This window comes from Lacisediminihabitans sp. FW035 (assembly GCF_054880895.1).
In genome coordinates, this window is record NZ_CM142187.1 from 1,912,593 (window position 1) to 1,937,857 (window position 25,265).

Annotated in this window: 20 protein-coding genes; 11 read left to right on the forward strand and 9 right to left on the reverse strand. The window is 68.3% G+C overall.

Features of this window, described 5'->3' with window-relative positions:
• Positions 1-41: 41 nt before the first annotated feature.
• Complete coding sequence (locus tag ACVXZ4_RS09195; RefSeq protein ID WP_461797910.1) at positions 42-1,841, forward strand: DEAD/DEAH box helicase; 1,800 nt, start codon at positions 42-44, stop codon at positions 1,839-1,841.
• Positions 1,842-2,038: 197 nt separating this feature from the next.
• A complete protein-coding gene (locus ACVXZ4_RS09200) occupies positions 2,039-2,977 on the forward strand; it encodes a glycoside hydrolase family 6 protein (RefSeq protein ID WP_461797911.1) in 939 nt (312 codons plus the stop codon).
• Between the two features lies 1 nt (position 2,978).
• Here ACVXZ4_RS09200 and ACVXZ4_RS09205 read toward each other — a convergent pair whose 3' ends face one another.
• The 8 genes from ACVXZ4_RS09205 to ACVXZ4_RS09240 form a co-directional block, all read right to left on the reverse strand.
• Complete coding sequence (locus ACVXZ4_RS09205) at positions 2,979-6,464, reverse strand: error-prone DNA polymerase (protein ID WP_461797912.1); 3,486 nt, start codon at positions 6,462-6,464, stop codon at positions 2,979-2,981.
• Complete coding sequence (locus ACVXZ4_RS09210) at positions 6,464-8,128, reverse strand: DNA polymerase Y family protein (RefSeq protein ID WP_461797913.1); 1,665 nt, start codon at positions 8,126-8,128, stop codon at positions 6,464-6,466. Before ACVXZ4_RS09210 ends, ACVXZ4_RS09205 begins: the two co-directional genes overlap by 1 nt.
• Entirely contained in the window at positions 8,128-8,919 is a 792-nt protein-coding gene (locus tag ACVXZ4_RS09215; protein WP_461797914.1) for a hypothetical protein, read from the reverse strand. The genes ACVXZ4_RS09210 and ACVXZ4_RS09215 overlap by 1 nt, the downstream gene beginning before the upstream one ends.
• Positions 8,920-9,254: 335 nt before the next feature.
• Complete coding sequence (locus ACVXZ4_RS09220) at positions 9,255-9,764, reverse strand: GtrA family protein (RefSeq protein WP_461794561.1); 510 nt, start codon at positions 9,762-9,764, stop codon at positions 9,255-9,257.
• Positions 9,754-10,611, reverse strand: a complete 858-nt coding sequence (locus ACVXZ4_RS09225) for a polyprenol monophosphomannose synthase (protein WP_461794562.1) — start codon at positions 10,609-10,611, stop codon at positions 9,754-9,756. Before ACVXZ4_RS09225 ends, ACVXZ4_RS09220 begins: the two co-directional genes overlap by 11 nt.
• On the reverse strand, positions 10,608-12,164 hold the full coding sequence (locus tag ACVXZ4_RS09230) for a glycosyltransferase family 39 protein (protein ID WP_461794563.1): 1,557 nt from the start codon (positions 12,162-12,164) through the stop codon (positions 10,608-10,610). Before ACVXZ4_RS09230 ends, ACVXZ4_RS09225 begins: the two co-directional genes overlap by 4 nt.
• Before the next feature lie 290 nt (positions 12,165-12,454).
• Entirely contained in the window at positions 12,455-13,837 is a 1,383-nt protein-coding gene (locus tag ACVXZ4_RS09235; protein WP_461794564.1) for a sensor histidine kinase, read from the reverse strand.
• Positions 13,838-13,847: 10 nt separating this feature from the next.
• Positions 13,848-14,522, reverse strand: coding sequence for a response regulator transcription factor (locus ACVXZ4_RS09240; RefSeq protein WP_461794565.1), 675 nt, complete (start codon positions 14,520-14,522; stop codon positions 13,848-13,850).
• 184 nt (positions 14,523-14,706) lie between these two features.
• On the opposite strand from ACVXZ4_RS09240, the gene ACVXZ4_RS09245 reads away from it, so the two are divergent.
• The 7 genes from ACVXZ4_RS09245 to ACVXZ4_RS09275 all read left to right on the forward strand — a co-directional run bounded on the left by ACVXZ4_RS09245 (position 14,707) and on the right by ACVXZ4_RS09275 (position 22,366).
• Complete coding sequence (locus tag ACVXZ4_RS09245) at positions 14,707-15,162, forward strand: SRPBCC family protein (protein ID WP_461794566.1); 456 nt, start codon at positions 14,707-14,709, stop codon at positions 15,160-15,162.
• A gap of 161 nt (positions 15,163-15,323) precedes the next feature.
• The gene (locus ACVXZ4_RS09250; protein WP_461794567.1) at positions 15,324-16,931 is read left to right on the forward strand and encodes a S53 family peptidase; all 1,608 of its coding nucleotides are present in this window, start codon (positions 15,324-15,326) and stop codon (positions 16,929-16,931) included.
• A gap of 84 nt (positions 16,932-17,015) precedes the next feature.
• The gene (locus ACVXZ4_RS09255; RefSeq protein ID WP_461794568.1) at positions 17,016-18,257 is read left to right on the forward strand and encodes a GAF domain-containing protein; all 1,242 of its coding nucleotides are present in this window, start codon (positions 17,016-17,018) and stop codon (positions 18,255-18,257) included.
• Positions 18,258-18,318: 61 nt separating this feature from the next.
• On the forward strand, positions 18,319-19,341 hold the full coding sequence (locus ACVXZ4_RS09260) for an ATP-binding cassette domain-containing protein (RefSeq protein WP_461794569.1): 1,023 nt from the start codon (positions 18,319-18,321) through the stop codon (positions 19,339-19,341).
• Complete coding sequence (locus ACVXZ4_RS09265; RefSeq protein ID WP_461794570.1) at positions 19,338-20,171, forward strand: ABC transporter permease; 834 nt, start codon at positions 19,338-19,340, stop codon at positions 20,169-20,171. The genes ACVXZ4_RS09260 and ACVXZ4_RS09265 overlap by 4 nt, the downstream gene beginning before the upstream one ends.
• Positions 20,172-20,240: 69 nt before the next feature.
• A complete protein-coding gene (locus tag ACVXZ4_RS09270) occupies positions 20,241-21,074 on the forward strand; it encodes an NAD(P)H-binding protein (RefSeq protein WP_461794571.1) in 834 nt (277 codons plus the stop codon).
• 59 nt (positions 21,075-21,133) lie between these two features.
• Positions 21,134-22,366: an amidohydrolase gene (locus ACVXZ4_RS09275; RefSeq protein ID WP_461794572.1), complete on the forward strand. Its 1,233-nt coding sequence runs from the start codon at positions 21,134-21,136 to the stop codon at positions 22,364-22,366.
• A gap of 10 nt (positions 22,367-22,376) precedes the next feature.
• Here the strand turns inward: ACVXZ4_RS09275 and ACVXZ4_RS09280 are convergent, their stop codons facing one another.
• Positions 22,377-24,125: a gamma-glutamyltransferase family protein gene (locus tag ACVXZ4_RS09280; RefSeq protein WP_461797949.1), complete on the reverse strand. Its 1,749-nt coding sequence runs from the start codon at positions 24,123-24,125 to the stop codon at positions 22,377-22,379.
• Between the two features lie 147 nt (positions 24,126-24,272).
• Here ACVXZ4_RS09280 and ACVXZ4_RS09285 point away from each other — a divergent pair, with 147 nt between their 5' ends.
• Positions 24,273-24,695 (forward strand): DUF2834 domain-containing protein, encoded by a 423-nt coding sequence (locus tag ACVXZ4_RS09285; protein WP_461794573.1) that lies wholly within the window; start codon positions 24,273-24,275, stop codon positions 24,693-24,695.
• Positions 24,696-24,699: 4 nt separating this feature from the next.
• The gene (locus tag ACVXZ4_RS09290) at positions 24,700-25,257 is read left to right on the forward strand and encodes a DUF4287 domain-containing protein (protein ID WP_461794574.1); all 558 of its coding nucleotides are present in this window, start codon (positions 24,700-24,702) and stop codon (positions 25,255-25,257) included.
• Positions 25,258-25,265 lie beyond the last annotated feature (8 nt).

Consider the following 25,265-nt stretch of genomic DNA (forward strand, 5'->3'; position numbering starts at 1 on the left):
GCGCGGACTGGGAGGTCGGTCGTCCCGGTTAAGCTCGACTGATGACCAACCCGCAGCCCTTCGGACCCCAGGTGGGTACCTCGGCAGCGGAACACCTCTCCCCATCCTTCCCGGAGCGTGCGGCCCGCGGCACCGCCGACAAACTCCGTGCGTGGCAGCAGGAGGCGATCGCCGAGTATTTCCTGCGGGAGCCGAAGGACTTCCTCGTCGCCGCGACCCCCGGGGCGGGCAAGACCACGTTCGCGCTCCGCCTGGTCACCGAGCTACTCGCCCAGCGCAAGATCGACCGGGTGACCGTGGTCGCCCCGACCGAACACCTCAAGCGGCAATGGGCGGACGCCGCCCACCGTGTGGGCGTTCGGCTCGACCCGAGCTTCAAGAACGCCCAGGGCTGGGCGGGCAAGCACTTCCACGGAGTTGCCGTCACCTACGCGCAGGTTGCGACCCGGGCGGCCCTACACCGGTCGATGACCGAGGGCGGACGCACGCTGGTGATCCTGGACGAGGTGCATCACGGCGGCGACGCGCTCAGCTGGGGCGACGCCATCCGGGAGGCGTTCGAGCCGGCCACCCGACGGCTCTCCCTCACCGGCACGCCTTTCCGGTCGGACACTTCGCCGATCCCGTTCGTGACCTACTACCCGGACGAGCACGGCATCCGCACCTCCCAGGCCGACTACGCCTACGGCTACGGCCGCGCTCTTGCCGATGGCGTGGTGCGCCCGGTGATCTTCCTCGCCTACGCGGGCCGGATGCGCTGGCGCACGCGCACAGGGGATGAGATGGAGGCGCGGCTCGGCGAGGGCGACACCAAAGACATCACTGCACAGGCTTGGAGAACAGCACTCGATCCCGAGGGGGAGTGGGTGCCCGCGGTGCTCAAGGCGGCGAACCGTCGCCTCACCGAGGTGCGCCACGGCATCCCGGATGCCGGGGGACTCGTGATCGCCACGGACCACTACGCCGCCCGGGCCTACGCCGACATCCTCGAGAAAGTGACCGGGGAGGCGCCGACGATCGTGCTCTCCGACGAGAAGGCGGCGAGCGACCGGATCGCCAAGTTCGCGGCATCCGATTCCCGCTGGATGGTGGCGGTGCGCATGGTGTCGGAGGGTGTTGACATCCCGCGCCTCGGAGTCGGCGTCTACGCGACATCCGCCTCGACGCCGCTGTTCTTCGCCCAGGCGATCGGCCGTTTCGTGCGCACGAGACGACGCGGGGAGACGGCGTCGATCTTCCTGCCGAGCGTTCCGTCCCTTCTCGGGCTCGCCTCCGCGATGGAGCTGCAGCGTGACCACGCCCTCGACCGGGATCCGGGCGAGGGGCTCGAAGAGATCCTGCTCGACGACGACGCGGCCGACGAAGCGAACCGGGTCGAATCGGCCTCCGGCGACGCGCTGCTCTTCGACTTCAAGGCTCTCGGCTCCGAAGCCGCGTTCGACAGGGTGCTGTTCGACGGCGACGAGTTCGGAGCCGGTGCCGTGCCGGACAGCCTCGAGGAGCTCGATTTCATCGGCATCCCGGGCCTTCTCGAGCCGGACCAGGTGAAGGAGCTGCTTCGGCACCGCCACCAACGCCAGGCCCGGCGCATCGGCGACCGCCAGCGGCAGGCCGACGAATCCGGGGCTGAGGCGGAGATCGTGCCGCTCTACCGCAATCTCAAGGAGCAGCGCGCGCTGCTCAACAGCCTCGTCGGAATGCGGGCAAAGGGCACCGGGGAGCCGCACGGCATCATCCACGCGGAGTTGCGTCGGATGGCGGGCGGCCCGGCGGTGGCGCAGGCGAGCGTGTCGCAGCTGCAGGCTCGCATCGACCTGTTGCGGCGGGGGCTTCGGAGCTGATCGATGCCCCGAAGTGGGGCAGACGCGTCGGGCCGATCGCGCGCACACTGGTGGGAGCGAGATGTGGCGGAATCGGGTCCGCGGCACTTTCGCTGGTGCGGGGGCACTGTATGTCGGGGTTTTCCGGGGAGCGCTTCGGGCGACGGTTTCGTCGTCTGGTTTCAGCGATGGTTGTCGGGTGTGTCTCGCTGGCGGTGATGGTCGGGTTCGCACCGACTGCCTCGGCCGCTCCGCTGTCGTGGCCGGGTTCGGCCTCGAACGCGCAGCTGTTCCCCGGGGGACTCTGGACCAACCCCGCGACGCTCGCGTCGTCCGCGGCCACGCAGCTCGCCGCCTCGGGTCGCACGGCGGATGCCGCCCTGATCCGTCAGATCTCGTCCCAGCCGAGCGCCACCTGGCTCGGCGACTGGTGGAGCTCGAGCCTCCTCGGCTCCAAACTGCGCGGGATGCTCGCCGCCTCCGCTGCGGCCGGCCGCACCCCGGTGTTCGTCACCTACGCCATCCCCGACCGGGATTGCGGTGGGTACTCGGCCGGTGGATACACCGATGCCTCCTATCTGGAGTGGAACCGCACCATCGCGATGACGCTCACGGGACATCCGGCCGTCGTGTTGATGGAACCGGACTCCATCGCGATGCTCGGCGACGCACGCTGCGCCGCGGTCGCCGGCGCACGGCTTCAACTGCTCGCCCAGGTCGCGAAGATCTACTTCGATGCGGGCGTGCCGGTCTATCTCGACGGCGGGAACAGCCACTGGGTCGCCCCATCCGTGATGGCGGCCCGGCTCTCCACGGCGGGTGTCCAATACACCCGCGGATTCTTCACCAACGTGGCGAATTTCTCGCGGGTGGATGCCGAACGCAGCTATGCCGACTCTCTCAGCGCGCTGCTCGGCGGCACCCACTTCGTGATCGACGTCTCGCGAAACGGGGCGGGGTGGCAGGGCTCCTGGTGCAATCCACCCGGCGCGGCCCTCGGCCAGAATCCGCACGTCAGCGCCGGAACTACCGGCCTCGACGCCCTGCTCTGGGTGAAGAACCCAGGGGTGAGCGATGGGTCGTGCAACGGAAGCCCGGCCGCCGGGGCCTGGTTCGAGGCATCCGCCCTGTCCCTGGTCTCGAAGCGGAGCCGCTGATTCAGCGGAAGTCGCGGGATGCCGTGCGGGTCGACATCGGCAGGGCTTCGAGACGGTCGGCGAGCAGGTTCGTGACGCCCTCGGGGGAGCGCTCGAGGATGCCGCGCACAATGAGGGCGGGAGAATCGCGGGCGATGCGCCGGTAGCGATTCCAGACGCCGACGCTGCAGATCACGTTGACGAGCCCGCTCTCATCCTCGAGGTTCATGAAGGTGATTCCACTCGCCGTCGCGGGTCGTTGACGATGGGTCACGACGCCGCCCACCTCGATGCGTCGGCCGGACTCCGCCTTCTTGAGATCATCGGAGCTGAGAGCACCCCGCTCCCGGAGGGCCTCGCGCAGGTAGCGGATCGGATGATCGTCGGGCGAGATGCCGGTGGCCCAGAGGTCGGAGGCGAGGATCTCCGAGGTGCTGGGCATCGAGAACAGCGGTGGCTGCACGGTGACCATGCTGCCGGCGAGGAACTCCTCGCGATCGCGGGCGGCGTCTCCCGCTGCCCAGAGTGCCTCACGCATGCTGAGGCCGAGGGATTCGAAGGCGCCGGCCGCGGCGAGGGCCTCGAGCTGGGCGGTGCTGAGCCCGACCCGACGCACGAGGTTCGCGAGGTCGGTGAAGTTGCCGCCCTCCTCGCGATCGGCGACGATCTTCTTCGCGAGGGTCTCGCCGATGCCGGTGACCTCCGCGAGCCCGAGACGCACCGCGAGGGCTCCGTCGCGGCGGTGATCGTCGGTGTCGAAGTGGGCATGGCGGTCGTAGGGACCGACCGGTGGTTGGATGCGGGAGAGGCAGGAGTCGGTGCCCGTCGGCGCGGCGAGTGGGGATGGTAGCGGGGCGGGTGGCGGGGTCTCGACACGCGCCGTAGACGGCGCTACTCGACCGGCAGGATGTATTCGACCAGCAGGACCCGCCTCTAGCCCCGGCTGCCAGCCCGACCGCAGGATGTCGGGACGCCGCACTTCGACGCCGTGCCGCCGGGCATCCGCCACCAGCGAGAGCGGCGAATAGAAGCCCATCGGCTGGGCGCGCAGCAGCGACGCGAGGAATGCCCCGGGGTAGTGCAACCGCAGCCAGGAACTTGCATAGACGAGCAGCCCGAAGCTGAGGCTGTGGCTCTCAGCGAATCCGAAGTTGGCGAAGGCCTCGATCTTGGCGTAGATGTCGTCGGCGACGTCTCCGACGATGCCGTTGCTCTCCATTCCGGCATAGAGCGTGGTCTTGAGCGAGGCGATTTTCTCCTGCCCGCGCTTGGATCCCATCGCGCGGCGCAGGAGGTCCGCGTCATCCGCGCTGCAGCCCCCGACCGCCATGGCCATCTGCATCAGCTGCTCCTGGAACACCGGGATGCCGAGCGTGCGTTCGAGCGGCTCCTTCAGCTTCGGATGCTGGTAGGTGATCGCCTCCTCGCCGAGCTTTCGCCGCACGAACGGGTGCACCGCCCCGCCCTGGATCGGTCCCGGTCGCACCATCGCGATCTGCACGACGAGGTCGTAGAACTTGCGCGGCTGCAGCCGGGGGAGAAGCCCCATCTGTGCCCGGCTCTCCACCTGGAACACGCCGATCGAATCCGCCCGGCAGAGCTGGTCGTAGACGCCCTGCTCTTCCTTGGGGATCGTGGCGAGTTCCCACTCCTCGCCGAGGTGCTGCCGCACGAGGTCGAACGTGTGCTGGATCGCGTTCAGCATGCCGAGGCCGAGCAGGTCGAACTTGACCAGTCCCATCCAGGCGCAGTCGTCCTTGTCCCACTGCAGCACCGTTCGACCGTCCATGCGTCCGTGCTCGATCGGGCAGACCTCCCCGACGGGCCGGTCGGTGAGCACCATGCCTCCCGAATGGATTCCGAGATGCCGCGGGAGCTTCAGCGCCTCGAGGGCGAGGCTCGTCACGGCATCCGGGATGTCGTGGTCGACACTCGAGAGAAGGGCACCGTGGCGCTCCACCTGCTTCGACCACGCATCCTGCTGCCCGGCGCTCGCTCCGAGGGCCTTCGCCATGTCGCGCACCGCGAACTTCGGACGGTACTGGATCACGTTCGCCACCTGCGCCGCGTTCTGCCGCCCATATTTCTCGTAGACGTACTGGATCGCCTCCTCGCGCCGGTTGGAGTCGAAGTCGACGTCGATGTCCGGCTCTTCCTCGCGCATGCTCGAGAGAAAGCGTTCGAAGGGCAGTTTGTAGCCGATCGGATCCACCGCCGTGATGTTGAGCAGGTAGCAGACAGCGGAGTTCGCTGCCGATCCGCGACCCTGGCAGAGGATGCCGCGATCGCGGGCGAATTTCACGATGTCCCAGACGATGAGGAAGTAGCCGGGGAAGTCCTTCGCCTCGATGACGTCGAGCTCGTGTGCGATGCGCTCGCGCTCGGATTGCGCGAGTTGCGGGTAGCGCACCGGCACGGCATCCCAGACCAGCGTGCGGAGGTAGCTCATGGGGGTGTGGCCTTCGGGCACCTCCTGCTTCGGCAGCTTCGGCCGTGCCCGGCGCAGCTGGAAGGAGAGCTCGTCGGCGAGGGTGACGGTGTACTCGACCGCCCCGGGATAGCGGGCGAACCGCGCCGCCATCTCGGCACCGGAGCGCAGGTGGGCCGCTCCGGATGCCGGCAGCCAGCCGTCCATGTCGTCGAGGCTGCGACGGGCGCGAACCGCCGCAAGGGCCGATGCCAGCCGGTACTGCTCCGGCCGGGCGTAGTGCACGTTGCCGGTGGCGACTACCGGTAGTCCCCGCCGATCCGCGATCTCGAAGAGCGCATCGTTGTGGTCGCTCGCGAGGGGCGTGCCGTGATCGAAGAGCTCGACGATCACATTGGCATGGCCGAACAGGTCGACCAGACGGTCGATCTCCCGGGTGGCGGCCGCCGGGGACTGCTCGAGAGCCTGCCGCACGGCGCCCTTCCGACATCCGCTGAGAATCGCCCAGTGCCCTTCGGCCCGGGCTGCGAGCTCGTCGAGGTCGTAGACCGGGCGCCCCTTCTCGAGGCCGGCGAGCTGGGCATCGGTGAGGGCCCCGGCCAGCCGGTGATAGCCCTCCTCCCGGCGCGCGAGCACCAGAAGGTGGCTGCCCTCCGGGTCGGCAGCGCCGTTCTGCGGGCGGTTGAGCCCGAGCGAGAGTTCGGCCCCGAACACCGTGCCGATCTGCGGATGCTGCTCCGCCGCCTCGGCGAGGCGCACGACACCGTAGAACCCGTCGTGATCGGTCATCGCGAGAGCGTGCAACCCGAGCCGGGAGGACTCCTCGAGCAGCTGCTCGGGGGAAGATGCCCCGTCGAGGAAGCTGAAGCTCGAGTGGGCGTGCAGCTCGGCGTAGGGCACCCGATCGCCGACCGGCACCTCCTGCACAGTCTCAGGTGGCGCTTCATAGGCTCCGCGCTTGTGCGACCAGCCGGGGCTGTCGCCGCCATCCGCTCCGACCGGCACGTTTCGGGGTCGCCGAGCGTCGGAGAGGGCTTTCTCGAACTCCGACCAGGGGATCGGGGGGTTGTTCCAGCCCATCAGTCGTACCTCGCTTCGACCCACCACAGATGGCTGTCGAGTACCAGCAGCCAGGCCGCCCCGGCGTCATCGACGACCTGGAAGCGGCTCGCCCGGCGAAAGGTGGCGGCATCCCACCAGCGTTCGTCGACGGTCCAGGGGCCCGCCCAGGCGGCAACCGTGCTCAGGGTGCGCCCGTCGGTGGAGAACCGGGCCGGCGTGCCTGAGAGCACCCCTCGCGAGTCCAGGTCGACGGCGACGCCGGCGGAGTCGATCACCATCGCCGGCCTCGGCGCCTCGAACACCGTGCCGGGTGTCGGGGTGGGCAGTTGTCCGGGCCAGGGAAGACCATCGGGCTTGGGGGTCTCGGAGCGATCCCCCCACGCCACGAGGCTCTGGCGGTCGAGCAGGGTGCGCCCTCCGCCGATCGCTGCGGTGACGACGGCACCGTGCCCGAGCATGCTCTGCACCCGGGAGAGCCCGTGGTGGATGCGTTCGTCGTGCCCGGTGCCCCAGAGCCCCTGTTCGTGGTTGCCGATGGCATCGACGCTCTCGGGCACTACCCGCACCCGGGTGATGCCCGAGCTGAGACCGTGGTCGATGGTGCCGCTGCCCTGCAGTTGCCAGCGCACCCGGTCCACGACATCCGCCGCCGTGAAGGAACGCGGATGCAGCCAGGTGCGCTCCGACAGCTCTCCCGACTCGGAATCCACCTCGATCCGGATCGACGTGCAGACGAGCCGCGCCTTCACCAGTTGTTCGATGAAACGGTCCGCGGATGCCCGGAAGCCGAAGGTCACCTGGTCGATGCGATCGAGCGGCGGTTCGAATCCCACGGCGCTGTCGAGCTCCTCCGGAACGGTCCGCGGCACGACGGGGCGACTGTCGAGGCCGCGGGCCAGGGCGTGCACCCGCGCGCCGGTGTCTCCGAATCGTGCCTCGACATCCTGCGGTTGCAGCCGGGCGAACTCACCGAGGGTGCGGATGCCCAGCCGCCGCAACAGCGTCGCAAGGGAGTGCTCGCCGAGCAGCCCCACCGGCATGCCAGCGAGGAACTCGGCGGATCCCCCCTCCGGCACGATTCGGATGCGCTGGCGCTGCGGACTGCGCGCCGCGTGTTCCGCGGTGAACGGCCCGTCGGCGATGCCCACCCGTGAGCCGTGGATGCCGAGCGCATCGAGCGCATCGAGCAGCCAGAGGGCGGCCTCTTCCTCGCCGCCGTAATAGCGAGCGGGCCCGCGAGCCCTCACTGCGCAAGTGCCCGGGCGCAGCACCTGGGCACCGGGCATCGTCTCCTCGATGGCCTCGAGTACCGGTTCGAAAGCGCGGATGTCGAGGGCGGGGTCGTAGTCGAGCACCCGGAGCTCCGGGCAGCGGGCCTGGGCCTCGCGCACCCGGAGCCCGCGGCGCACGCCCTCGCTGCGAGCCGATGCCGAGCAGGCGAAGACCTGGCCGGCGTCGATCAGGGCGAGCGGGGCATCCGCTGTGGCCGTGCCCTTTGTTGCGGTGCCCTTTGTTGCGGTGCCCTTTGTTGCGGTGCCCTTTGCGCCGTCATCCTTTGCGCCGGCACCTTTTGCGCCGGCCCCCGCGAGGCGCAGGGCGGCCGTGATCGGCCAGTCGGGGCACCACAACACGATGGTGCGCATCGGAGCACCGGGGGGAGAGAGCGATGTGGTGCGGCGCATTATCCCGCCGCCTCGCGCCAGTAGCCCGATTCACGCTGCACCACCGATTCGCGCTGCACCACCGATTCGCCCTGCACCACCGATTCGCGCGGGCCCGCCTCGGGCTGCGCGAACCTGTCCACCTCGCGGAACTGCTCGTGCGGATCGGGCAGCCAGAGCCGGGCACTGCGCGGCCTCCCCGCCCGGCTGGACACCGTGACAGTGGCCTGCCGGGCGCTGAGATGCCCGTTGCCCTGGCCGATGCCGGTCCAGTGGCTGTCGGAGAGGCTCAGCATCGCCTCGCTCTGCGGCCACGGTCCCAGCACGATGAGGGTGGTCCCGCGCTGACGCAGGCGGGCACTCAGGCGCGCGACGCTCGAATCGCTCGCGCGCTTGGGTGGCCGGGTGACGACGACGCCGAGCACATCGGCGATCGCCGCAGTGACGCCGAGCCACTGCTCCCCGGGGTGCGGCACGAGCACGAGCCGCTCGAGGTCGATACCGAAGTGTTCGGCAGCCTCCACCCCGAACTCGGGCACCCCGATGACACCGCACCATGAGCCGGCAGCCGAGGGGCCTGCGAGAAGAGCCATGAGCAGGGTCGCCGAATTGTCCACCGAGTAGGTCGCGCCCTCTTTGAGCCCTCCGCCGGGCAGCAGCCGGGCGATCGCGGGGTGGGTGGGGATCGTGCGAGTATCGAGGGTAGTGGCCTGCATAGAACGGATGCGCGCCTGCAACTCCTCGACGGTGGCTCGCGTGGGCGAGTCGTCGAGTACTGCTGCTGCGGAGGCCATTCCCTCATATTCGAACATACATTCGAATATGTCAATTGCCACCGACATCCGTACGGCGTGTCGGCAGGTGGGTCGCTGGGCCGCGGCGGGGGTTGCGCAGGTACTGGTGCGGCGGCGGGGGTTGCGCAGATTCGCGGCGGGGAGAGGATGACCCGGAGGGAGTTATGCCTCCCGCCGCGAGGCCGCAATCCTGCCGCAAGGGGACGAGCCCGGTGCACCCCCGGTGCACCCCGGACAAACCGCGGAGCAACAGTGCGCCCGAAAGTCGGCCAGGCCCCAAAGTTAGACAGCATGGCCCACTTCGGACGCGGGGTCACCACGCACCGCGCAGGCACACTCGAAAACGCGAACTTCTACGGCGCGAGCACCTCGCTGCGCCGGAGCGCGGGAGCCGCGACGCCGGAAGCGCCCCGGCGACGTCCTGAAAAGACCCAGAACCGGTAGAGGGCGAACCGGAAGGCCGTGCCGAGCGCAAGGCCGACGACGTTGGTCGCCAGGTTGTCATCCAGCACGGAAGTGAACCCGAGGCCGTAGTGCGAGATCCAGAGGCAGCCGACAGCGATACCAGCGCCGATCAGGCTCACGACGGCGAACTCGACGCCCTCACGAACCACGGCTGAGCGGGTTCCGGTGCGGCGTTCGGTGCGGAAGGTCCAGTAACGGTTGCCGATCCAGTTGACCACGATAGCGATCGAGGTGGAGATGACCTTAGCGATGAGGGGTCCGCCGTGTACGAGGTGCGGTTCGAAAACTGTCGTACGCAAAGCGTTGAACACCGCGATATCGACGACCAGCCCCACACCGCCGACGAGCCCGAAGCTCAGCAGCTGGCGCACAAGGGCGATGCGGGAGTCACGCGACACGGTTTCGCTCCCCCTCGAAGCTGTCGTGAAGTACGCGAACCTCGGCGAACCGGGAGTCGGCCTCTTCGCGGGCGAGTCGGACGGCGGATGCCGCGGCCACTGCGACCCGGTGGTCACCGCGCATTCGGGCCGGCAGCGCCTGCAGCCCCCACACGGTCACCCGCAGGATGGCCTCCTTGACGATGCCGGAACTCATCTTGGATTCCCCGTGAACCCGCTCGACGAAGGTGATCGGAACCTCCGTGATGCGCAATCCGGAGGTGTATGCCTTCCAAAGCATGTCGATCTGGAAGCAATATCCCTGGCTCAGTACATCCTGGTATCCGATCTCCCGGAGCGCGTCGGCGGTGAAGGCGCGGAACCCGCCGGTGATGTCGCGGATGGGGAGGCCGAGGGCGACCCGGGCATACAGGCTGCCTGCCTGGGAGAGCATCATGCGTTTGAGAGGCCAGTTCACGACGGAGCCTCCACGGACCCAGCGAGACCCGAGCACGACATCCGCGTCATCGAGAGCAGCGAGCAGGCGCTCGAGTTGTTCCGGCTTGTGCGATCCGTCGGCGTCCATCTCCACGAGTCGCTGGTAGCCGCGCTCGAGCCCCCAGGCGAAGCCGGCGCGATAGGCCGCACCCAGCCCTTCCTTGCCTGCCCGGTGCAACACGTTGATGCGGGCGTGACCCGAGGCGAGCGCCGACGCCAGTGCGCCGGTGCCGTCGGGCGAATTGTCGTCCACGACGAGCACGTCGACCCCGGGCGCGCTTCGGAGCACGCGGGAGGTGATCTCCGCGATGTTCTCTCGCTCGTTGTAGGTCGGGATGACCACGAGCGTGCGGTTGTCTGTCTGGTTCATGGTGTCTCCCGGGTGAGTTCGTAGACGACGGTGCGATGGACGGGTATCTGGCGAGAAATCGTGTAGCCGAGTCGTTCCAGCGCGACGATGTTCGCGGGGACGGCGGTGGATCCCGGAGTCGTGAGCTCGAGATCCCACACGGTGTGGATGGACTGCAGCGACGGGGCGATGGCGGCGATGGGCCACACCGAGTCCCAGATGCCCGAGCGCTGCGTGTACGGGGTGCGCAACGTGACATCCGCGAGTCCGGTGAAGTATTGCGGGTAGAGCCGCAACGCGAGTCGGGGTTTGCGGGAGGGCCGTGCCGTTTCGTCGAAGACCACTGCGTCTCCCGCGGTCGCGCTGGATCCGACCACCTGGGCGGCCTGGCGGAGGTCGCTTCCGCCGTCCTTGGCGAACTCGCTGCGCTGGAAGACGTCGGTCGGCAGGGCGAGACCGACGAGGGCGAGGATGGCCACCACCCTGATCCAGCCTGCGGCGGCACCTCGGCCGAACAGCGTCGACACTCCGACAGCGACGAGGATGGCAACCGCCGGAGTGCTCGACGAGAGGTAGCGGATCGAATACATCGGGGCGACGAAGGTGTTGCCGAAGACGAGGATGCCCATCGGCAGCACCAGCCAGCCGGTCAGGAGGGCGACAGAGCGCGAGCGCGAGCGGAGAAGTGCGGCGACGGCGACGACGATCAGAGCCCAGCAGGCCAGCGCCAGCCAGGGGTTGCCGAACCACTGGATCACGAACATCCGCGTGAAGGTCACGTAGTCGCGGTGTGCGAGAAAGGAGATCTGGCCGTGCTGACCGAGCGCATAGCCGATCACCGGGCCGGCGAGCAGCACACCGCCGGCGATCGCGGCGAGCCAGCGACGGACGAACTCGCGGCCGGGGCGGGCGGCGAGCAAGGCGACGCCGTAGACCACCGCGAGGAGCACGAGGTAGAGGAACACGTAGATCGAGACGGCGAACAGCACGGCGAACGCGATCCACGGGAGCCGGCGCGTGACCCGGCGCTGCAGGAGTGTCACGAAGAAGACCGTGAGCCAGACCGCGACCGCGGTGCCGATCGCGTACGAGCGCCCTTCGGCGGCCATGTAGTCGACCCGGGGGAGCAGGATCATCACTGCCCCGGCCATCACCGCGATCCGGCGGGCGGAGGCGGATGGCGCGAACAACCGGTGGGCGAGCACCACGGTGCCGGCGACCGCGACACCCACCGCGATCGTGCTCGGCAACCGCACCGAGAGCTCGGATGCCCCGAACGCGTCGATCCAGAAGTGGAGGAAGACGTAATACGCGCCGTGCACGGCGTCGACTCGCCCCAACTCGCGCCAGATCGTGGAGAGCGGCCGTTCGGCCGACATGATGCTCGCGGCCTCGTCACCCCAGAAGGCGGGGATCCACGAGCCGATGAAGGTGAGGAGCCAGCCGACCGCGCCGAGCAGCACGGCGACGGGCCCGATTCCGGCATCCGCCCGGAACCAGCGGGCCGGCGCGGCCGGTCGTGATGGGTCGGTGCCGCGAGGAGCTGCACTCGTGCCGACTTCGGTGGTGCTCACGCGGCTTCCCCCTCAGGATGATGTGCATCGGCGTCTGCCGATGTGACTTCATCCTCGGCAGCGTGACTTGGCGTTCTGTGCGGATCCAGGCCCGTCGGCGTGAGAGTTCATACAGGTTAGACGTGGGCGTTGGCTCATCCCGGACCGTCTCACCCCGGCGGGGTCGTCGCGGAGGGGAAACGACGCCGCGGCGGGAGACGTGAGTCCCTCCGCGAGGACATCCCGCCTCCGCAAGCCGGCACGACCCCCGCCACGAGCCGATACGCGAACGGCGGCAGCGGGACGCGGGCTCAGCGCGCCTGGCCCGCAGTTCCCGGATGCCGGGCGGGGAGCGAGACTGTGACGGTGAATCCATCCGCGTTCGAGAGGGTGACGCTGCCCTTCGCCGCCTGCACTATCGCCTGCACGATCGCGAGGCCGAGACCGCTTCCGCCGTTGTGGGCCGCGCGCGCGGCATCCGGTCGACTGAATCGGTCGAAGGCCACCGGAAGGAAGCTCTCCGGCATCCCCGGTCCGGAGTCCACGACAGTGAGGAGCAGTTCGGTATCCGAATGGCGGAGGGCGATCCGCACCGAACCTGCTTCGGGCACCGCGGCGATCGCGTTGCTCGTGAGGTTGTTCACGACCCGGCCGAAATTCTCGACCGCGATGAGATAGGTCGCGTCTGTCGGATCACCGGCGACGTCGAAGTCGATAGTCACGCCGGTGGCGACAGCGAGCATCCGCGCCCGGTCGACGGATGCCGCGAGCTCGGCCGCGAGCAGCTCCCAACTGCTCTCGATGTCGGGTGAGCGCGAGTCGAGCTGGGAGAGCTCAAGAAGCCCCGTGGCCAGCCCGGACAGGCGCGCGACGGACTGCTGAGCCGTCACGATCTGCGCTTCGAGAGCGGTGGCATCACCGCGCGAGAGGTGTGCGAGCTCGAGCTGTGCCATCAGGATGGCCAGCGGCGTTCTCAGCTCGTGGCTCGCATCCGAGACCAATTGGCGTTCGCGGTCGACCGACTGCCGCACATCCCCGATGAAAACATTGAGCGTCGTCGCGAGCGCGGACAGCTCGTCGGTCGCGGAACCGATGGGCAGTGGTTCCGTCGAGCCCTCGGCGACGATCGCCTCGGCCTGCTTACGCATACGGGTCACCGGGCGAAGCGCGGCGCCGGTGAGCAGCCACGAGGCGACACCGAATCCGAGCACGATCACGAGTGCGCTCACAATCAGTGCCTGGGTGATCCGATCGAGCGAGAGGATCGACGAGTCCTGGTTGCGGGCGGTCACGACCTTCCAGGCCCCCGAATCGGTGATCACCGTCGCGTGGTAGACCCGATAGGTGTCGTCCGCGGCGATGACGGTGTTCGCGTCCCCGGGGAGCTTCGCGATCGCCGAGAGATCGCTCTCGAGGCTGCGCGGAAGGCTCGAGACCACGACGGTCCCAGCCGGGTCGATCACCGCAACCAGCTGGCCCTGGCCCGGTCGGTCGATGCTCGGGCTTCCGGTCGCGGTGAGGTCGGTGACGTAGGGCGCGGCATCGTGGTGCAGCAGTGTCGTCGTTGTGGTGCTGAGGATGTGCTCCACCTGGGCACGGAACACGATGACCGCCGCTGCCGAGAGCACGATCGCCACCAACAGGGTGCCGATGGTGATGCGCCACGTGATGGTGACGCGACGAAGCAGCCTCATCACGGTCGGCTCACGGGAGAGGCTCCAACAGGTAGCCGGAGCCGCGCCGGGTCACGATCCGCACCCCGGAGTCCACGGTCTCGAGCTTGCGTCGCAGGTAGCTGACATACTGGTCGACGATGTTCGGATCGATGTTCTTGGTCGACCCCCAGACCTCCTCGAGGATGCGAGTGCGGCTCACCACCCCTCCCGCGGTCCCAGCAAGCAGCCGCAGCAGCGCGAACTCCTTCGGGCTCATCGACAGCGGATGCCCGCCGACCGTCACGGAGACGGCGAGCGAGTCGATCCGCAGCCCTCCGACGGTGACGACGAGCTTGTCGGTGCTCGCGTCACGGCGCAGCAGTGCGCGCACCCGCGCGCTCAGCTCGACAAACGCGAACGGCTTCGTGAGATAGTCGTCGGCCCCGGCATCGAGGCCGAACACGCGGTCCTCAACGGCATTGCGTGCGGTGAGCAGCAGCAGGGGCATCGAGTTGCCGGCCTGTCGGATCCGACGGCAGATCTCGAATCCCGACATCTGCGGCAGCATCACGTCGATTGCGGCGAGGGAGAATTCCTCGGTCGAGACAGCGATGAGGGCATCGACGCCGTTGTCGACGACCCGGGTCTCGTAGCCTTCCGCAGTCAGGCCGCGCTCGATGAGCTCGCCCATCTGCGGGTCGTCCTCCACGATCAGGATTTTCACCGGCCACTCCCTCGATTCGCCCAACGGTCGAATGGTGCAATGCTCGCACTTTTTGCGGGGAGCTACCCGCCCGTGCCGGCACCGTCAACCCTCGGGGACCAAGGCTGGAATTCTGCTGGGCGCGAGGACCGGAAGCCAGGGGCATCCGTACCGTCGGACTTCCACTCAACCGCAAGGAGAACGCATGTCCCAGGTCATCGAAACAGTCGACGTGGATGTCCCCGTCACCACCGCCTACAACCAGTGGACCCAGTTCGAGTCGTTCCCGCAATTCCTCAGCTTCGTCGAGTCGATCACGCAGATCGACGACACCCACAACCACTGGGTGGTCAGAGTCGGAGGGGCCGAGCGCGAGTTCGATGCCGAGATCACCGAGCAGCACCCCGACGAGCGTGTCGCCTGGAAGAGCACCGGGGGAGACGTCAACCAGGCCGGCGTCGTCACATTCCACAAGCTCAGCGACAGCACGAGTCGCGTCAGCGTGCAGCTCGACTGGGAGCCGGAGGGCCTGGTCGAGAAGGCCGGAGCGGCGCTCGGAATCGACAGCGCAAGCGTCAAAGGCGACCTCAAGAACTTCAAGAAGTTCATCGAGGAGCAGGGCACCGAGCAGGGTGCGTGGCGTGGAGACGTGAGCAACTGAGCCTGACCTGTGCGCCGAAACCGGGCGTTCGCGGACGTCCCGGGCCGGCGTGCCGGCCCGGACTGTCCGGATACACCCGTCGGATGCCGCGCTGCTGTCAATGGCGGCCTGTTGGATCGCGAGTGCTTGATTCTCGGTAGACGGACCGGTAGACCGTAATCATGTCCGAACACGATGAGACCACCACCGACCTCCCACTCGTGCCCCTGCCGGGAAGCAACCGGCACTCGGCCGAGGTGATCGCACCGGCAGCACTGCCGACGGAGGCCGGCCGTGACATCGAGGCAACTGTCGTCTTGCGTCGGCGGTCGGGGGCGGAGGCCTTCGATCCTTCCGTGCGCTTGAGCCGGGAGGAGTTCGCGGCCCGGATGGGAGCGGATACCGCTGACGCCGCTACGGTCGTGGACACTCTCGCCGGGCTCGGTGTGCGCGTGCTGTCGACCGACCTGCCCTCTCGGCGGGTGCGGATCGCCGGCACGGCCGCCGTGCTCGGGCGAGTGTTCGGCACCCGCCTCGAAGCGGTGACCAGCCGGGCGCTGGACGGCACAGAGGTGCAACACCGGAACCGCGCGGGAATGCTGATGATCCCGGCCTCCCTCGACGGCATCATCACCGCCGTGCTCGGCCTCGACGACCGTCCGCAGGCACGCGCCGAGTTCCGCATCGCGGAAGCCAAGGCGGTGGCGGTCAGCTACTCACCGCTCGATCTCGCCGCGCTGTACCGCTTCCCTGCGAAGTTCGACGGTACTGGCGAGACGATCGCCATCATCGAGTTGGGCGGCGGATTCGACCAGGCCGAACTCAACACCTATTTCGCCGGCCTCGGAATCACCGGACCGACGGTGACCGCCGTCGGCGTCGACGGCGCGACGAACGTGCCGGGCGGTGATGCCGCCGGAGCGGATGGTGAGGTCCTTCTCGACATCGAGGTGGCGGGCGCACTGAGCCCGGGCGCCGACCTCGTGGTCTACTTCGCCCCCAACACCGACGCCGGATTCGTCGACGCGGTGAGCGAGGCGACTCACGCCGCCGTGACACCCACCGCGATCAGCATCAGCTGGGGCCAGAACGAGGATGCCTGGACAGCGCAGGCCCGGCACGCGCTCGACCAGGCGTTCGTGGACGCGGCGAGCCTCGGCATCACGGTGACGGCGGCGGCAGGCGACAACGGCAGCTCCGACGGCGCTGCCGACGGTCGCGACCACGCCGACTTCCCCGCCTCCAGTCCCCACGTCCTTGCCTGCGGGGGCACGACACTGCGCTCCGCGGCAGGCCGGGTGACGTCCGAGACCGTCTGGAACAACGGAATCGGCGCCGGGGCCACGGGCGGTGGGGTGAGCGACGTGTTCCCCCTGCCGAGCTGGCAGAAATCGGCAGGGGTACCGATATCCTCGCGTGGGACGGCCGGCCGGGGCGTGCCGGACGTCGCCGCGGTCGCCGATCCCACGACCGGCTACGAGGTGCTCGTGGACGGGGAGAAGAAGGTCTACGGCGGCACAAGCGCGGTGGCTCCGCTCTGGGCGGCGCTCATCGCGCGCCTCGCACAGGCGGCCGGTCATCCTTTCGGGTTGGTGCATCCCCGCCTCTATGGGTCCGTGGTCACGGCACCGAGACAGGCGGGATTCCGAGACATCACGGCTGGCAACAACGGAAGTTTCGCGGCACGCGCAGGCTGGGACGCCTGCACCGGCCTCGGAGTGCCCGACGGAGACGCCCTGCTTGCCGCTCTGAATTTGTACCCCGACGCGCCCACAGTGTCCCCCGGTTGAATGGTCCCGGCGTAGGCTGGCCTCGAAGCACTCACGAGCGGGAACCCGCTCGTCCGGAAGCTTCAGGCTGTTCTGGGGGCCACCGTGTTGTGGAAGATATCGGATTTCTTCGTTCGTCCCTTCGTGTGGGGATGGCTGCTTTCGGTGCGGGAGAGCTGGAACAACCTCGTGAAACCCCTGGATGCCCCGCACGTGCAGACTCTCGGGGTCGATCCCGACCGGGTGATCCTGATCGGAAACGCCCTCTCGGTGGGCTACGGCGTCTCGTCGTACGACCGTTCGATCGCCGGGCATCTCGCGCGCGCGATCTCTGACAGCACGGACCACGGCACGCACATCGAGATCGTCGCCGACGCCGCCCTCACCGCCGCGAGCTGCCTGCGTGAGCTCAGGAGTCGCGACCTCGGCAACCTCGATGCGATCATCATGACGATCGGGGTGAACGAGGCACTTCGGCTGTCCTCGATCGCCGTCTGGCGTCGGCGGCTCGAGAAGATGTTCCGCACCCTCGACCGCACGACCCCGGCGAGCCTGCTGGTCTTCATCGTGCAGGTTCCCCACACCGGCCTGATCGCTCGGCTGCCGGAATTCGTCCTTCGACCGACACTGCGCAGGGCCGCCATGCTCAATGCGGCGACCCAGCAGGTCGTTTCGCGCCATCCGAGGGCCACCTACATCCCGTTCGCCCCCGAGCTGCCCAGCGGCGAGGACATGGCCACGATTGCCAAGTCGGAGGTCTACACGACCAGCGAGACCTACGAGGAATGGGCCGCCCTGATTTCGCCACTGATCATCAGCAGCTTCGTGCCGACGGTGAGCGTTACGAGGTTCATCCAGCGAGACGAGGTGGCACGGCAGAGTGCACTTGACGCCCTCGGAATCCTCGACACCGAGGTCGAAGAGCGATTCGACTCGATAGTCGCGCGTGCGAAGGAGGCGTTCGGAACCGACGTCGTGGCGATCACACTCATCGACCATGATCGGCAGTGGATGAAGTCCGTCGCGGGGATGGATCGCGTGGAGGTCCCGCGGCAACTCGCGTTCTGCAACACCACAATCACCCGCACCGACCAGTTCACGATCGAGGATGCGGCGGTCGACCCTCTGTTCAAGAAGCATCCGTTCGTCACCGAGGGGCCGGTGCGGTTCTATGCCGGCGTTGCGCTGGAGGCCAAGAATGGCCAGCGAGTCGGGGCACTCTGCCTCATCGATTCGAAGCCGCGCAAATTCTCCCGGGCGGATGCCGCCCTCCTTCGTGACCTGGCGATGCAGGTGCAGGTCGAGTTGCAGGCCAAGGCACCGAAGAAGAAGCACCCGCACCACTGACCGGCCCATTCAACCGCATGGGTTGTTGTCGGATGTCGGCAGCCTTCGCTACGGTCGCGGCATGGCTTTCATCGAAGCGGCAGGGCTCACCAAGACCTACACCCCCAAGGGAGCGAGCCCCGTGCACGCGCTCGACGGGCTAGACCTCTCCGTGCCTCAGGGCACCGTGACGGCTCTCCTCGGGCCTAACGGCGCGGGGAAGACCACGACGGTGAAGGTGCTCACGACCCTCACGAGACCAACGGCAGGCAGCGCGCGCATCGACGGAATCGACGTGCTCGCCCACCCCGAACGCATCCGACCGATCATCGGGGTGTCCGGCCAGTACGCCGCTGTCGACGAGAATCTCACCGGTTTCGAGAACCTCGACATGGTGGGTCGGCTCTATCACCTCGGGGCGGCGCAGTCGAGGGTGAGGGCGCAGGAACTCATCACGCTCTTCGATCTCGAAGAGGCGAAGAATCGACCGGTCAAGGGTTTTTCCGGCGGCATGCGGCGACGCATCGACCTGGCGGGCGCGTTAGTGACCCGACCGAAGGTGTTGTTCCTCGACGAACCCACGACGGGACTGGATCCCCGCAGTCGGCTCGGCATGTGGGACATCATCACGAGCCTGGTCGGGCAGGGGACGACGGTACTGCTGACCACCCAGTACCTCGAGGAGGCCGACCAGCTCGCCGACAGCATCTCGGTGATCGACGACGGAAAGGTCATCGCAGAAGGCACCTCAGACCAGCTGAAGGCCTCCATCGGCGGCCAGCGTGTGGAGATCACCCTCGTCGACACCGCCGACACTGCGGCGACGGTCGAGGTACTCCGGCAGTTCGGCGACTCGGAGCCGACGACCGCTGCGGAGGGCCGCGAGCTCACCGTGAACGCCTCCGATGCTCCGGTCGCGCTGCAGGGCATCCTCGCCGAGCTGGGCGGCCGGGGCATCCGACTGTTCGACGCGGGGATGCGCCGCCCGACCCTCGACGACGTCTTCCTGCGACTGACCGGGCATTCCGCTACCGAAGAGACGGCGGATACAGGGGCACCGAAGAAGACGAAACGCCAGGCGAAGAAGGAGAAGGCCAGCGCATGACGACGACCACACGCATTCCCGAATCCGGTTCGGCGCTCTCCCACTGGTTCTCCGACGGCTGGATCACCACCCGGCGCAACCTGATCAAGATCAAGCGCGTGCCGGACATCCTCGTGTTCACCACGCTGCAGCCGATCATGTTCGTGCTGCTGTTCACCTACGTGTACGCGGGAGTGATCGACATACCGGGCAGCAGCTACAAGGAATTCATCATGGCGGGCATCTTCGCCCAGACGATCGTATTCGGGTCGACGTATTCGGGCTCGGCTATGGCGCAGGACCTGAAGGACGGCATCATCGATCGGTTCCGGACCCTGCCGATGAGCCCATCGGCGGTGCTCATCGGTCGCACCAACGGCGACCTGTTCATCAATGCCGTCTCCCTCGTCGTGATGATGGTGACCGGCTTCATCGTGGGCTGGCGCATCCGTTCGAGCTTCCTCGAGGCCCTCGGAGCCATCGCCCTGCTCCTGCTCTTCGCCTACGCGTTCTCCTGGGTGATGGCCTTCATCGGAATGAGCGTGCGCAGTCCCGAGGTGATCAACAACGTGTCGTTCCTCATCCTGTTCCCCCTCACCTTCATCTCCAACGCCTTCGTGCCCAGCGAGACGCTGCCGACGCCGCTGAGGGTCTTCGCCGAGTTCAACCCCGTCTCCGCGCTCGTCTCGGCGGTTCGCAACCTCTTCGGCAACACGCCGCCGAACTCTCCGGTGCCCGACAACTGGGCGCAACAGAACCCCGAGATCACCGTGCTGATCGGCATCGTTGTGCTGCTGGTGGTGTTCGTGCCCCTCGCGATCCGCAAGTTCGCGAGCGTCAGCACCCGCTGAGTCGGAACCCTCTGCAGAGTCCAGTGGAACGGGGAGGTTACTCCCACATTCGCTGGCTAACGTGAGGGGATGACAGTCATCGCGATCACCGGATCCACTGGCCATGTCGGGCGCCGGGTTGCCGGCCAACTCGCAGACCTTGGCCCGACCCTCGTGGTCCGGGACGCCGCGAAGGCACCCACGATCCCCGGTTCACGGGTAGTGGTGACCGACTATGCGGATGCCTCGAACTCGGTGCGTGCCCTCGCGGGTGTCGATGTGCTCTTCATGGTCTCCGCCTCCGAGTCGAAGTTCCGCCGGGTGCAGCACCGCACCTTCATCGAGGCCGCCGCGGCCGCCGGTGTCAGCCACATCGTCTACACCTCGTTCTTCGGGGCCGATGCCGACGCCGTCTTCACCCTGGGGCGCGACCACGCCGACGCCGAAGCCGCCATCCGCGCGAGCGGAATGGGTTTCACGCTGCTCCGGGACAACTTCTACTCCGACCTGCTTCCCTACTTCGCCGACGATTCCGGGGTGATCCGCGGCCCCGCCGGCGACGGTCGCGTCGCCGCCGTCGCCCGGGCGGATGTCGCCGACGTCGCGGCCGCCATCCTGCGCGACCCTGCGCCGCACGCCGGAGTCACCTACGAGCTCACCGGGCCGGAGGCCCTGTCGCTGTACGAAATCGCCGGACGGGCGGGCTCCGCCATCGGGCGAGAGCTCCGCTACGAGCCGGAGACCGTGGAAGAGGCCTACCTCTCGCGCGCCCACTACGGGGCGGAGCAGTGGCAACTCGACGCCTGGGTGAGCACCTACACCGCCATCGCCGACGGCGAGACCGAGCGCGTGACCGACCACGTCGAGCGGGTATCCGGCCACCCCGCGCGCACCATCGAGGAAGCCCTCTCGACCAGCCGGTGACCCGGCCGGTCGTGCGGCGACTGGTCCGGGCGACCGGCGAGCGGGTTTAGCGTGGAGGGATGACCCCTACTGCCGTCCCCACCATCGTCGCCGTCACCGGGGGCTATGTCGTGCCCGTCGCATCCGCCCCGATCGAGAACGGCACCGTCCTCATCGAGGACGGTGTGATCACCGCCGTCGGTGCGCGTGTGCGCATCCCGAAGGACGCCGTCATCGTGCGCGCCGTCGGCAAGTGGGTGCTGCCCGGCTTCATCGAGGCGCACGGTCACGTCGGCATCCACGAAGAAGCGAACGGCCCGGCCGGCAACGACACCAACGAGATGACAAACCCCAACATGGCTGCCGCACGCGCGATCGACGCCATCGACATCGAGGACGAGGGGTTCCGGGATGCCCTTTCTGGCGGCATCACCAGCGTGGTGGTCAAGCCCGGGAGTGGCAACCCGATCGGCGGCCAGACCGTCGCGATCAAGACCTGGGGTGGCCGCACCATCGACGAGCAGCTGATCAGCGACTCCGTCAGCGTGAAATCAGCGCTCGGCGAGAACCCCAAGCGGGTCTACGGGCACAAGGACAAGACCCCCGCCACCCGCATGGGCGTGGCGCTTATCATCCGCCAGGCCTTTGAAGATGCTCGGTTCTATGCCGCCCAGCGCGCCCAGGCCGAGGAGAAGGGCGAGCCCTTCAAGAAAGACCTCTGGCTGGATACTCTCGCCAGGGTGCTCGACGGGGAACTGGCGTGGGACCAGCACACGCACCGTCACGACGACATCGCCACGGCCATCCGCCTCGCCGATGAATTCGGCTATCGGCTCGTCGTGAATCACGGAACCGAGGCGCACAAGATCGCGGACATCCTCGCCGACCGCGGGATCCCGGTGATCTTCGGCCCGATGTTCACCTCCCGGTCGAAGGTGGAACTCAAGGATCGGGCGATCGCCAATCTCGCCACGATCGCCGCGGCCGGGGTGACGGTGGCGATCACCACGGATCACCCGGTTGTACCCATCAACTTCCTCGTGCACCAGGCATCGCTTGCGGTTAAGGAGGGGTTGCCGCGGGATGTCGCGCTGCAGGCTCTCACGGTGAACCCCGCCGCGATCCTCGGGCTCGACACGCGAGTGGGAGCTCTCACCCCGGGGCTGGACGGCGACGTCGTGCTGTGGTCGGGGGATCCCCTCGACGTCAACTCTCGGGCGGAGCGCGTGTTGATCGAGGGCGCGACGGTCTACGAATGGGACGAGAGCGCGCACCGTGGTCGCACGGTCGAGCGGAGCGAGCGCTTCGACTGACAACCGGCGATCAGCGCCCGGCTGCGTACCCCTGGGCCCCCCGTGGGTTGGCCGCCGCGGAGAGCAGCCCGGTCGCTGCGTCCCGGCCGACGGACGAGAGTCGCCCGAGACTCCAGTCCCCGGCGACGGTGAGCCGGTGCCCCCGGCGTCGAAGTTCGGCGATGACCTCTGCGCCGAGGCGCGCCTCGACCACCGCCCCGCCGGGCTCCCAGGTGCGCGGCCAGAATGACTCGGGAAACGCGGTGGTGTGGAAAGCGGGCGCGTCGATCGCCTCCTGGGGCGAGTATCCGCCCACCAGGGTGCGCAGCAAGTAGAGGAGCTGCCACTGGTCCTGCTGGTCTCCACCGGGCGTGCCGAGGGCGGCGATCGGATGCCCGTCACGGAAGAGCATCGTGGGGGTGAGGGTGGTTCGGGGCCGGCGTCCCGGCACCAGGGCCGACGGCGAGGCCGGATCGAGCCAGGTCATCTGGAGCCTGCTGCCCAGGCAGAACCCGAGCTCGGGGATCGTGGGGGAGGACTGCAGCCATCCTCCCGACGGCGTGACCGAGATCATGTTGCCCCAACGGTCGACGACGTCGATGTGGCAGGTGTCCCCGGCCGTGACGCCGGAGGAGGAGACCGTCGGCTCGCCTGTTCCGACGAATGTGTCGGCCGCGCCGTTCGCCCCGGACCGCTCGGTGGCCCGCAGCGCGGGGAGGTATGGCTCCCACCCGTCGAGGGCTCCGGGTCGGAACTCGACCGAGGCCCGACCAGTTACAAGAGCCCGACGCCCGGCGATGTAGTCAGCGGCGAGCAACTCGTCGAGTGGCACCGGTCCGTCGCCGTAGTAGGCCTCCCGGTCGGCGAGGCTGAGCTTCTGCACCTCGATGATGGTGTGGGCGCCGAGCGCGGTCGAGGGGTCGAGACGCTCGTCATCGAAGCCGTCGAGCACCGCGAGGGACTGCAGCAGCGCGGGACCCTGTCCCCAGGCCCCGGATTTCGCGACGGTTGTGCCCCGGAATTCGAGGGTGACCGCAGGCTCGTAACTCGCTCGGAAGCCCGCGAAGTCCTCTTCGTCGATCACTCCTGCGTGGTCCGTGCCCGAGGAGTGCCGGTGCTTGCCGCGCACGAACCGGCTCGCCGCCTTCGCGACGAAGCCTGTGCTCCATTCCGACCGTGCCGCGTCGATGCGTCCCTCCCGCGACTCGGCGTCCCTTCCGGCCTCGACCAGGCGGTCGAGGGTGTCAGCGTAGACGGGATTGGTGACACGCTCGCCGGCGAGGGGAACGCGTCCCCCGGGCATCCAGAGGGCTGCCGAGGTCGGCCAGTGGGCCTCGAAGAGCTCGGACACCGCCGCGATCGTCGCTCCCACCCGGGCGAGCAGCGGATGCCCGTTCCGGGCGTAGTCGCGGGCGAAGGCCAGCACCTCCGCGAGTTCCCAGCTCCCGTGATCCCTCAGCAGAAGAAACCAGGCGTCGACAGCACCGGGGATCGCGGCGGCGAGGGCGCCGGCCCCGGGCACGAGATCCAGCCCCTCCGCCCGGTAGTGCGCGATCGTGGCGCGGCGCGGTGCAGGCCCCTGGCCCATCAGCACGACGGGCTCCGACGGACTCTCCGCTGTGGCGAAGATACCCACGAGGTCGCCTCCCGGCCCGTTGAGGTGCGGCTCGACCACGTGAAGGACGAATGCGCCGGCCGCCGCGGCATCGAAGGCATTGCCTCCGCGCTCGAGCACGGCCTGCGCGGACGCGGTGGCGATCCAGTGGGTCGAGGCGACCATTCCGAACGTGCCGCGAAGGGTCGGTCGGGTGGTGTCGCTTTCGGGCGGGGTGAATAGTTTCGATGAAGTCACAGTGTGCAGATTCTAGGCGCCGGATTTGGGCGCCGCCGGGGTGCGGCGGGCACCGCGAGCCGCCATCATGGGGGCATGACACCTCAGAACACGCCGCGCACGCGGGACAGCGCTTCGTCCCCTCGGTCGGCGATCACGCGCCACTGGACGCCTCTCGCCGTGACCTACCTCGTGCTCGCGGTGATCGGACTCGTCGGCACCTGGACCTTCAATGTCGCCGCCATCGTGCAAATGCGCGACTTCGTCGGTGATTGGGTTAACAGCGGTCCCGCCGTCTCGTCACTCACCGTCGACCTGTTGGTCGCGGCCGTGGCCGGCAGCATCCTGATCATCGTCGAGTCACGCCGGCTCGGCCTGCGCGGCGGCTGGATCTACGTCGTGCTCGCCGGGATCACCGCGTTCGCCTTCGTCTTCCCGCTGTTCCTCGCCATGCGCGAACGAGCGCTCACCCGGCGACGGACCGAGGGTGGTGCGGCGGCCGCCGACCCCAGAGAATGATGGGATGTCATTCCAGGCGTATTTGGACACCATCAAGGCGAAGACGGGACTCGATCCCGAGGACTTCCGACCGCTCGCGCGAGAGCGGGGACTGCTCGAGCCGGGGGTGAAGGCGGGTCAGCTCAAGGAGTGGTTGAAGTCCGACTTCGATCTCGGTCCGGGCCACGCGATGGCATTGATCTCGATCCTCACGCCGAGCGGACGGGCAGCGGGGAGTCTCGAGGACAAGATCGCAGCGATCTTCGCCGGGCCGAAGGCACACTGGCGTGGCTTCGCCGACACCCTCATCGAAGCCCTTGGATCCTCGGGCCGCGAACTCACCCTCGCCCCGACCAACACCTACCTGAGCCTGGTCGCGGAGGGGCGGAAGTTCGCCATCCTGCAACCGACCGGCGATCGGCTGGACGTGGGGATCAAGCGCACGGGCGTTGCTCCGACGGACCGTTTCGCGGCCGCCGGCTCTTGGAACTCCATGGTCACCCACCGCGTGCGAATCACCGATGACACCGCACCCGACGGGGAACTTCTCGAGTGGCTGCGACAGGCCCACTCCGGCACCTGACCCGCGGC

What these genes read in the sequence shown, in the direction of transcription:
- ACVXZ4_RS09250 (WP_461794567.1), top strand. Translation starts at nt 15,324, where the DNA reads ATGTCCGAACACGATGAGACCACCACCGACCTCCCACTCGTGCCCCTG.
- ACVXZ4_RS09270 (WP_461794571.1), top strand. Translation starts at nt 20,241, where the DNA reads ATGACAGTCATCGCGATCACCGGATCCACTGGCCATGTCGGGCGCCGG.
- ACVXZ4_RS09210 (WP_461797913.1), bottom strand. Translation starts at nt 8,128, where the DNA reads ATGCGCCGCACCACATCGCTCTCTCCCCCCGGTGCTCCGATGCGCACC.
- ACVXZ4_RS09290 (WP_461794574.1), top strand. Translation starts at nt 24,700, where the DNA reads ATGTCATTCCAGGCGTATTTGGACACCATCAAGGCGAAGACGGGACTC.
- ACVXZ4_RS09215 (WP_461797914.1), bottom strand. Translation starts at nt 8,919, where the DNA reads ATGTTCGAATATGAGGGAATGGCCTCCGCAGCAGCAGTACTCGACGAC.
- ACVXZ4_RS09260 (WP_461794569.1), top strand. Translation starts at nt 18,319, where the DNA reads ATGGCTTTCATCGAAGCGGCAGGGCTCACCAAGACCTACACCCCCAAG.
- ACVXZ4_RS09195 (WP_461797910.1), top strand. Translation starts at nt 42, where the DNA reads ATGACCAACCCGCAGCCCTTCGGACCCCAGGTGGGTACCTCGGCAGCG.
- ACVXZ4_RS09265 (WP_461794570.1), top strand. Translation starts at nt 19,338, where the DNA reads ATGACGACGACCACACGCATTCCCGAATCCGGTTCGGCGCTCTCCCAC.
- ACVXZ4_RS09285 (WP_461794573.1), top strand. Translation starts at nt 24,273, where the DNA reads ATGACACCTCAGAACACGCCGCGCACGCGGGACAGCGCTTCGTCCCCT.
- ACVXZ4_RS09275 (WP_461794572.1), top strand. Translation starts at nt 21,134, where the DNA reads ATGACCCCTACTGCCGTCCCCACCATCGTCGCCGTCACCGGGGGCTAT.
- ACVXZ4_RS09280 (WP_461797949.1), bottom strand. Translation starts at nt 24,125, where the DNA reads ATGGTCGCCTCGACCCACTGGATCGCCACCGCGTCCGCGCAGGCCGTG.
- ACVXZ4_RS09235 (WP_461794564.1), bottom strand. Translation starts at nt 13,837, where the DNA reads ATGAGGCTGCTTCGTCGCGTCACCATCACGTGGCGCATCACCATCGGC.
- ACVXZ4_RS09225 (WP_461794562.1), bottom strand. Translation starts at nt 10,611, where the DNA reads ATGAACCAGACAGACAACCGCACGCTCGTGGTCATCCCGACCTACAAC.
- ACVXZ4_RS09200 (WP_461797911.1), top strand. Translation starts at nt 2,039, where the DNA reads ATGGTCGGGTTCGCACCGACTGCCTCGGCCGCTCCGCTGTCGTGGCCG.
- ACVXZ4_RS09205 (WP_461797912.1), bottom strand. Translation starts at nt 6,464, where the DNA reads ATGGGCTGGAACAACCCCCCGATCCCCTGGTCGGAGTTCGAGAAAGCC.
- ACVXZ4_RS09245 (WP_461794566.1), top strand. Translation starts at nt 14,707, where the DNA reads ATGTCCCAGGTCATCGAAACAGTCGACGTGGATGTCCCCGTCACCACC.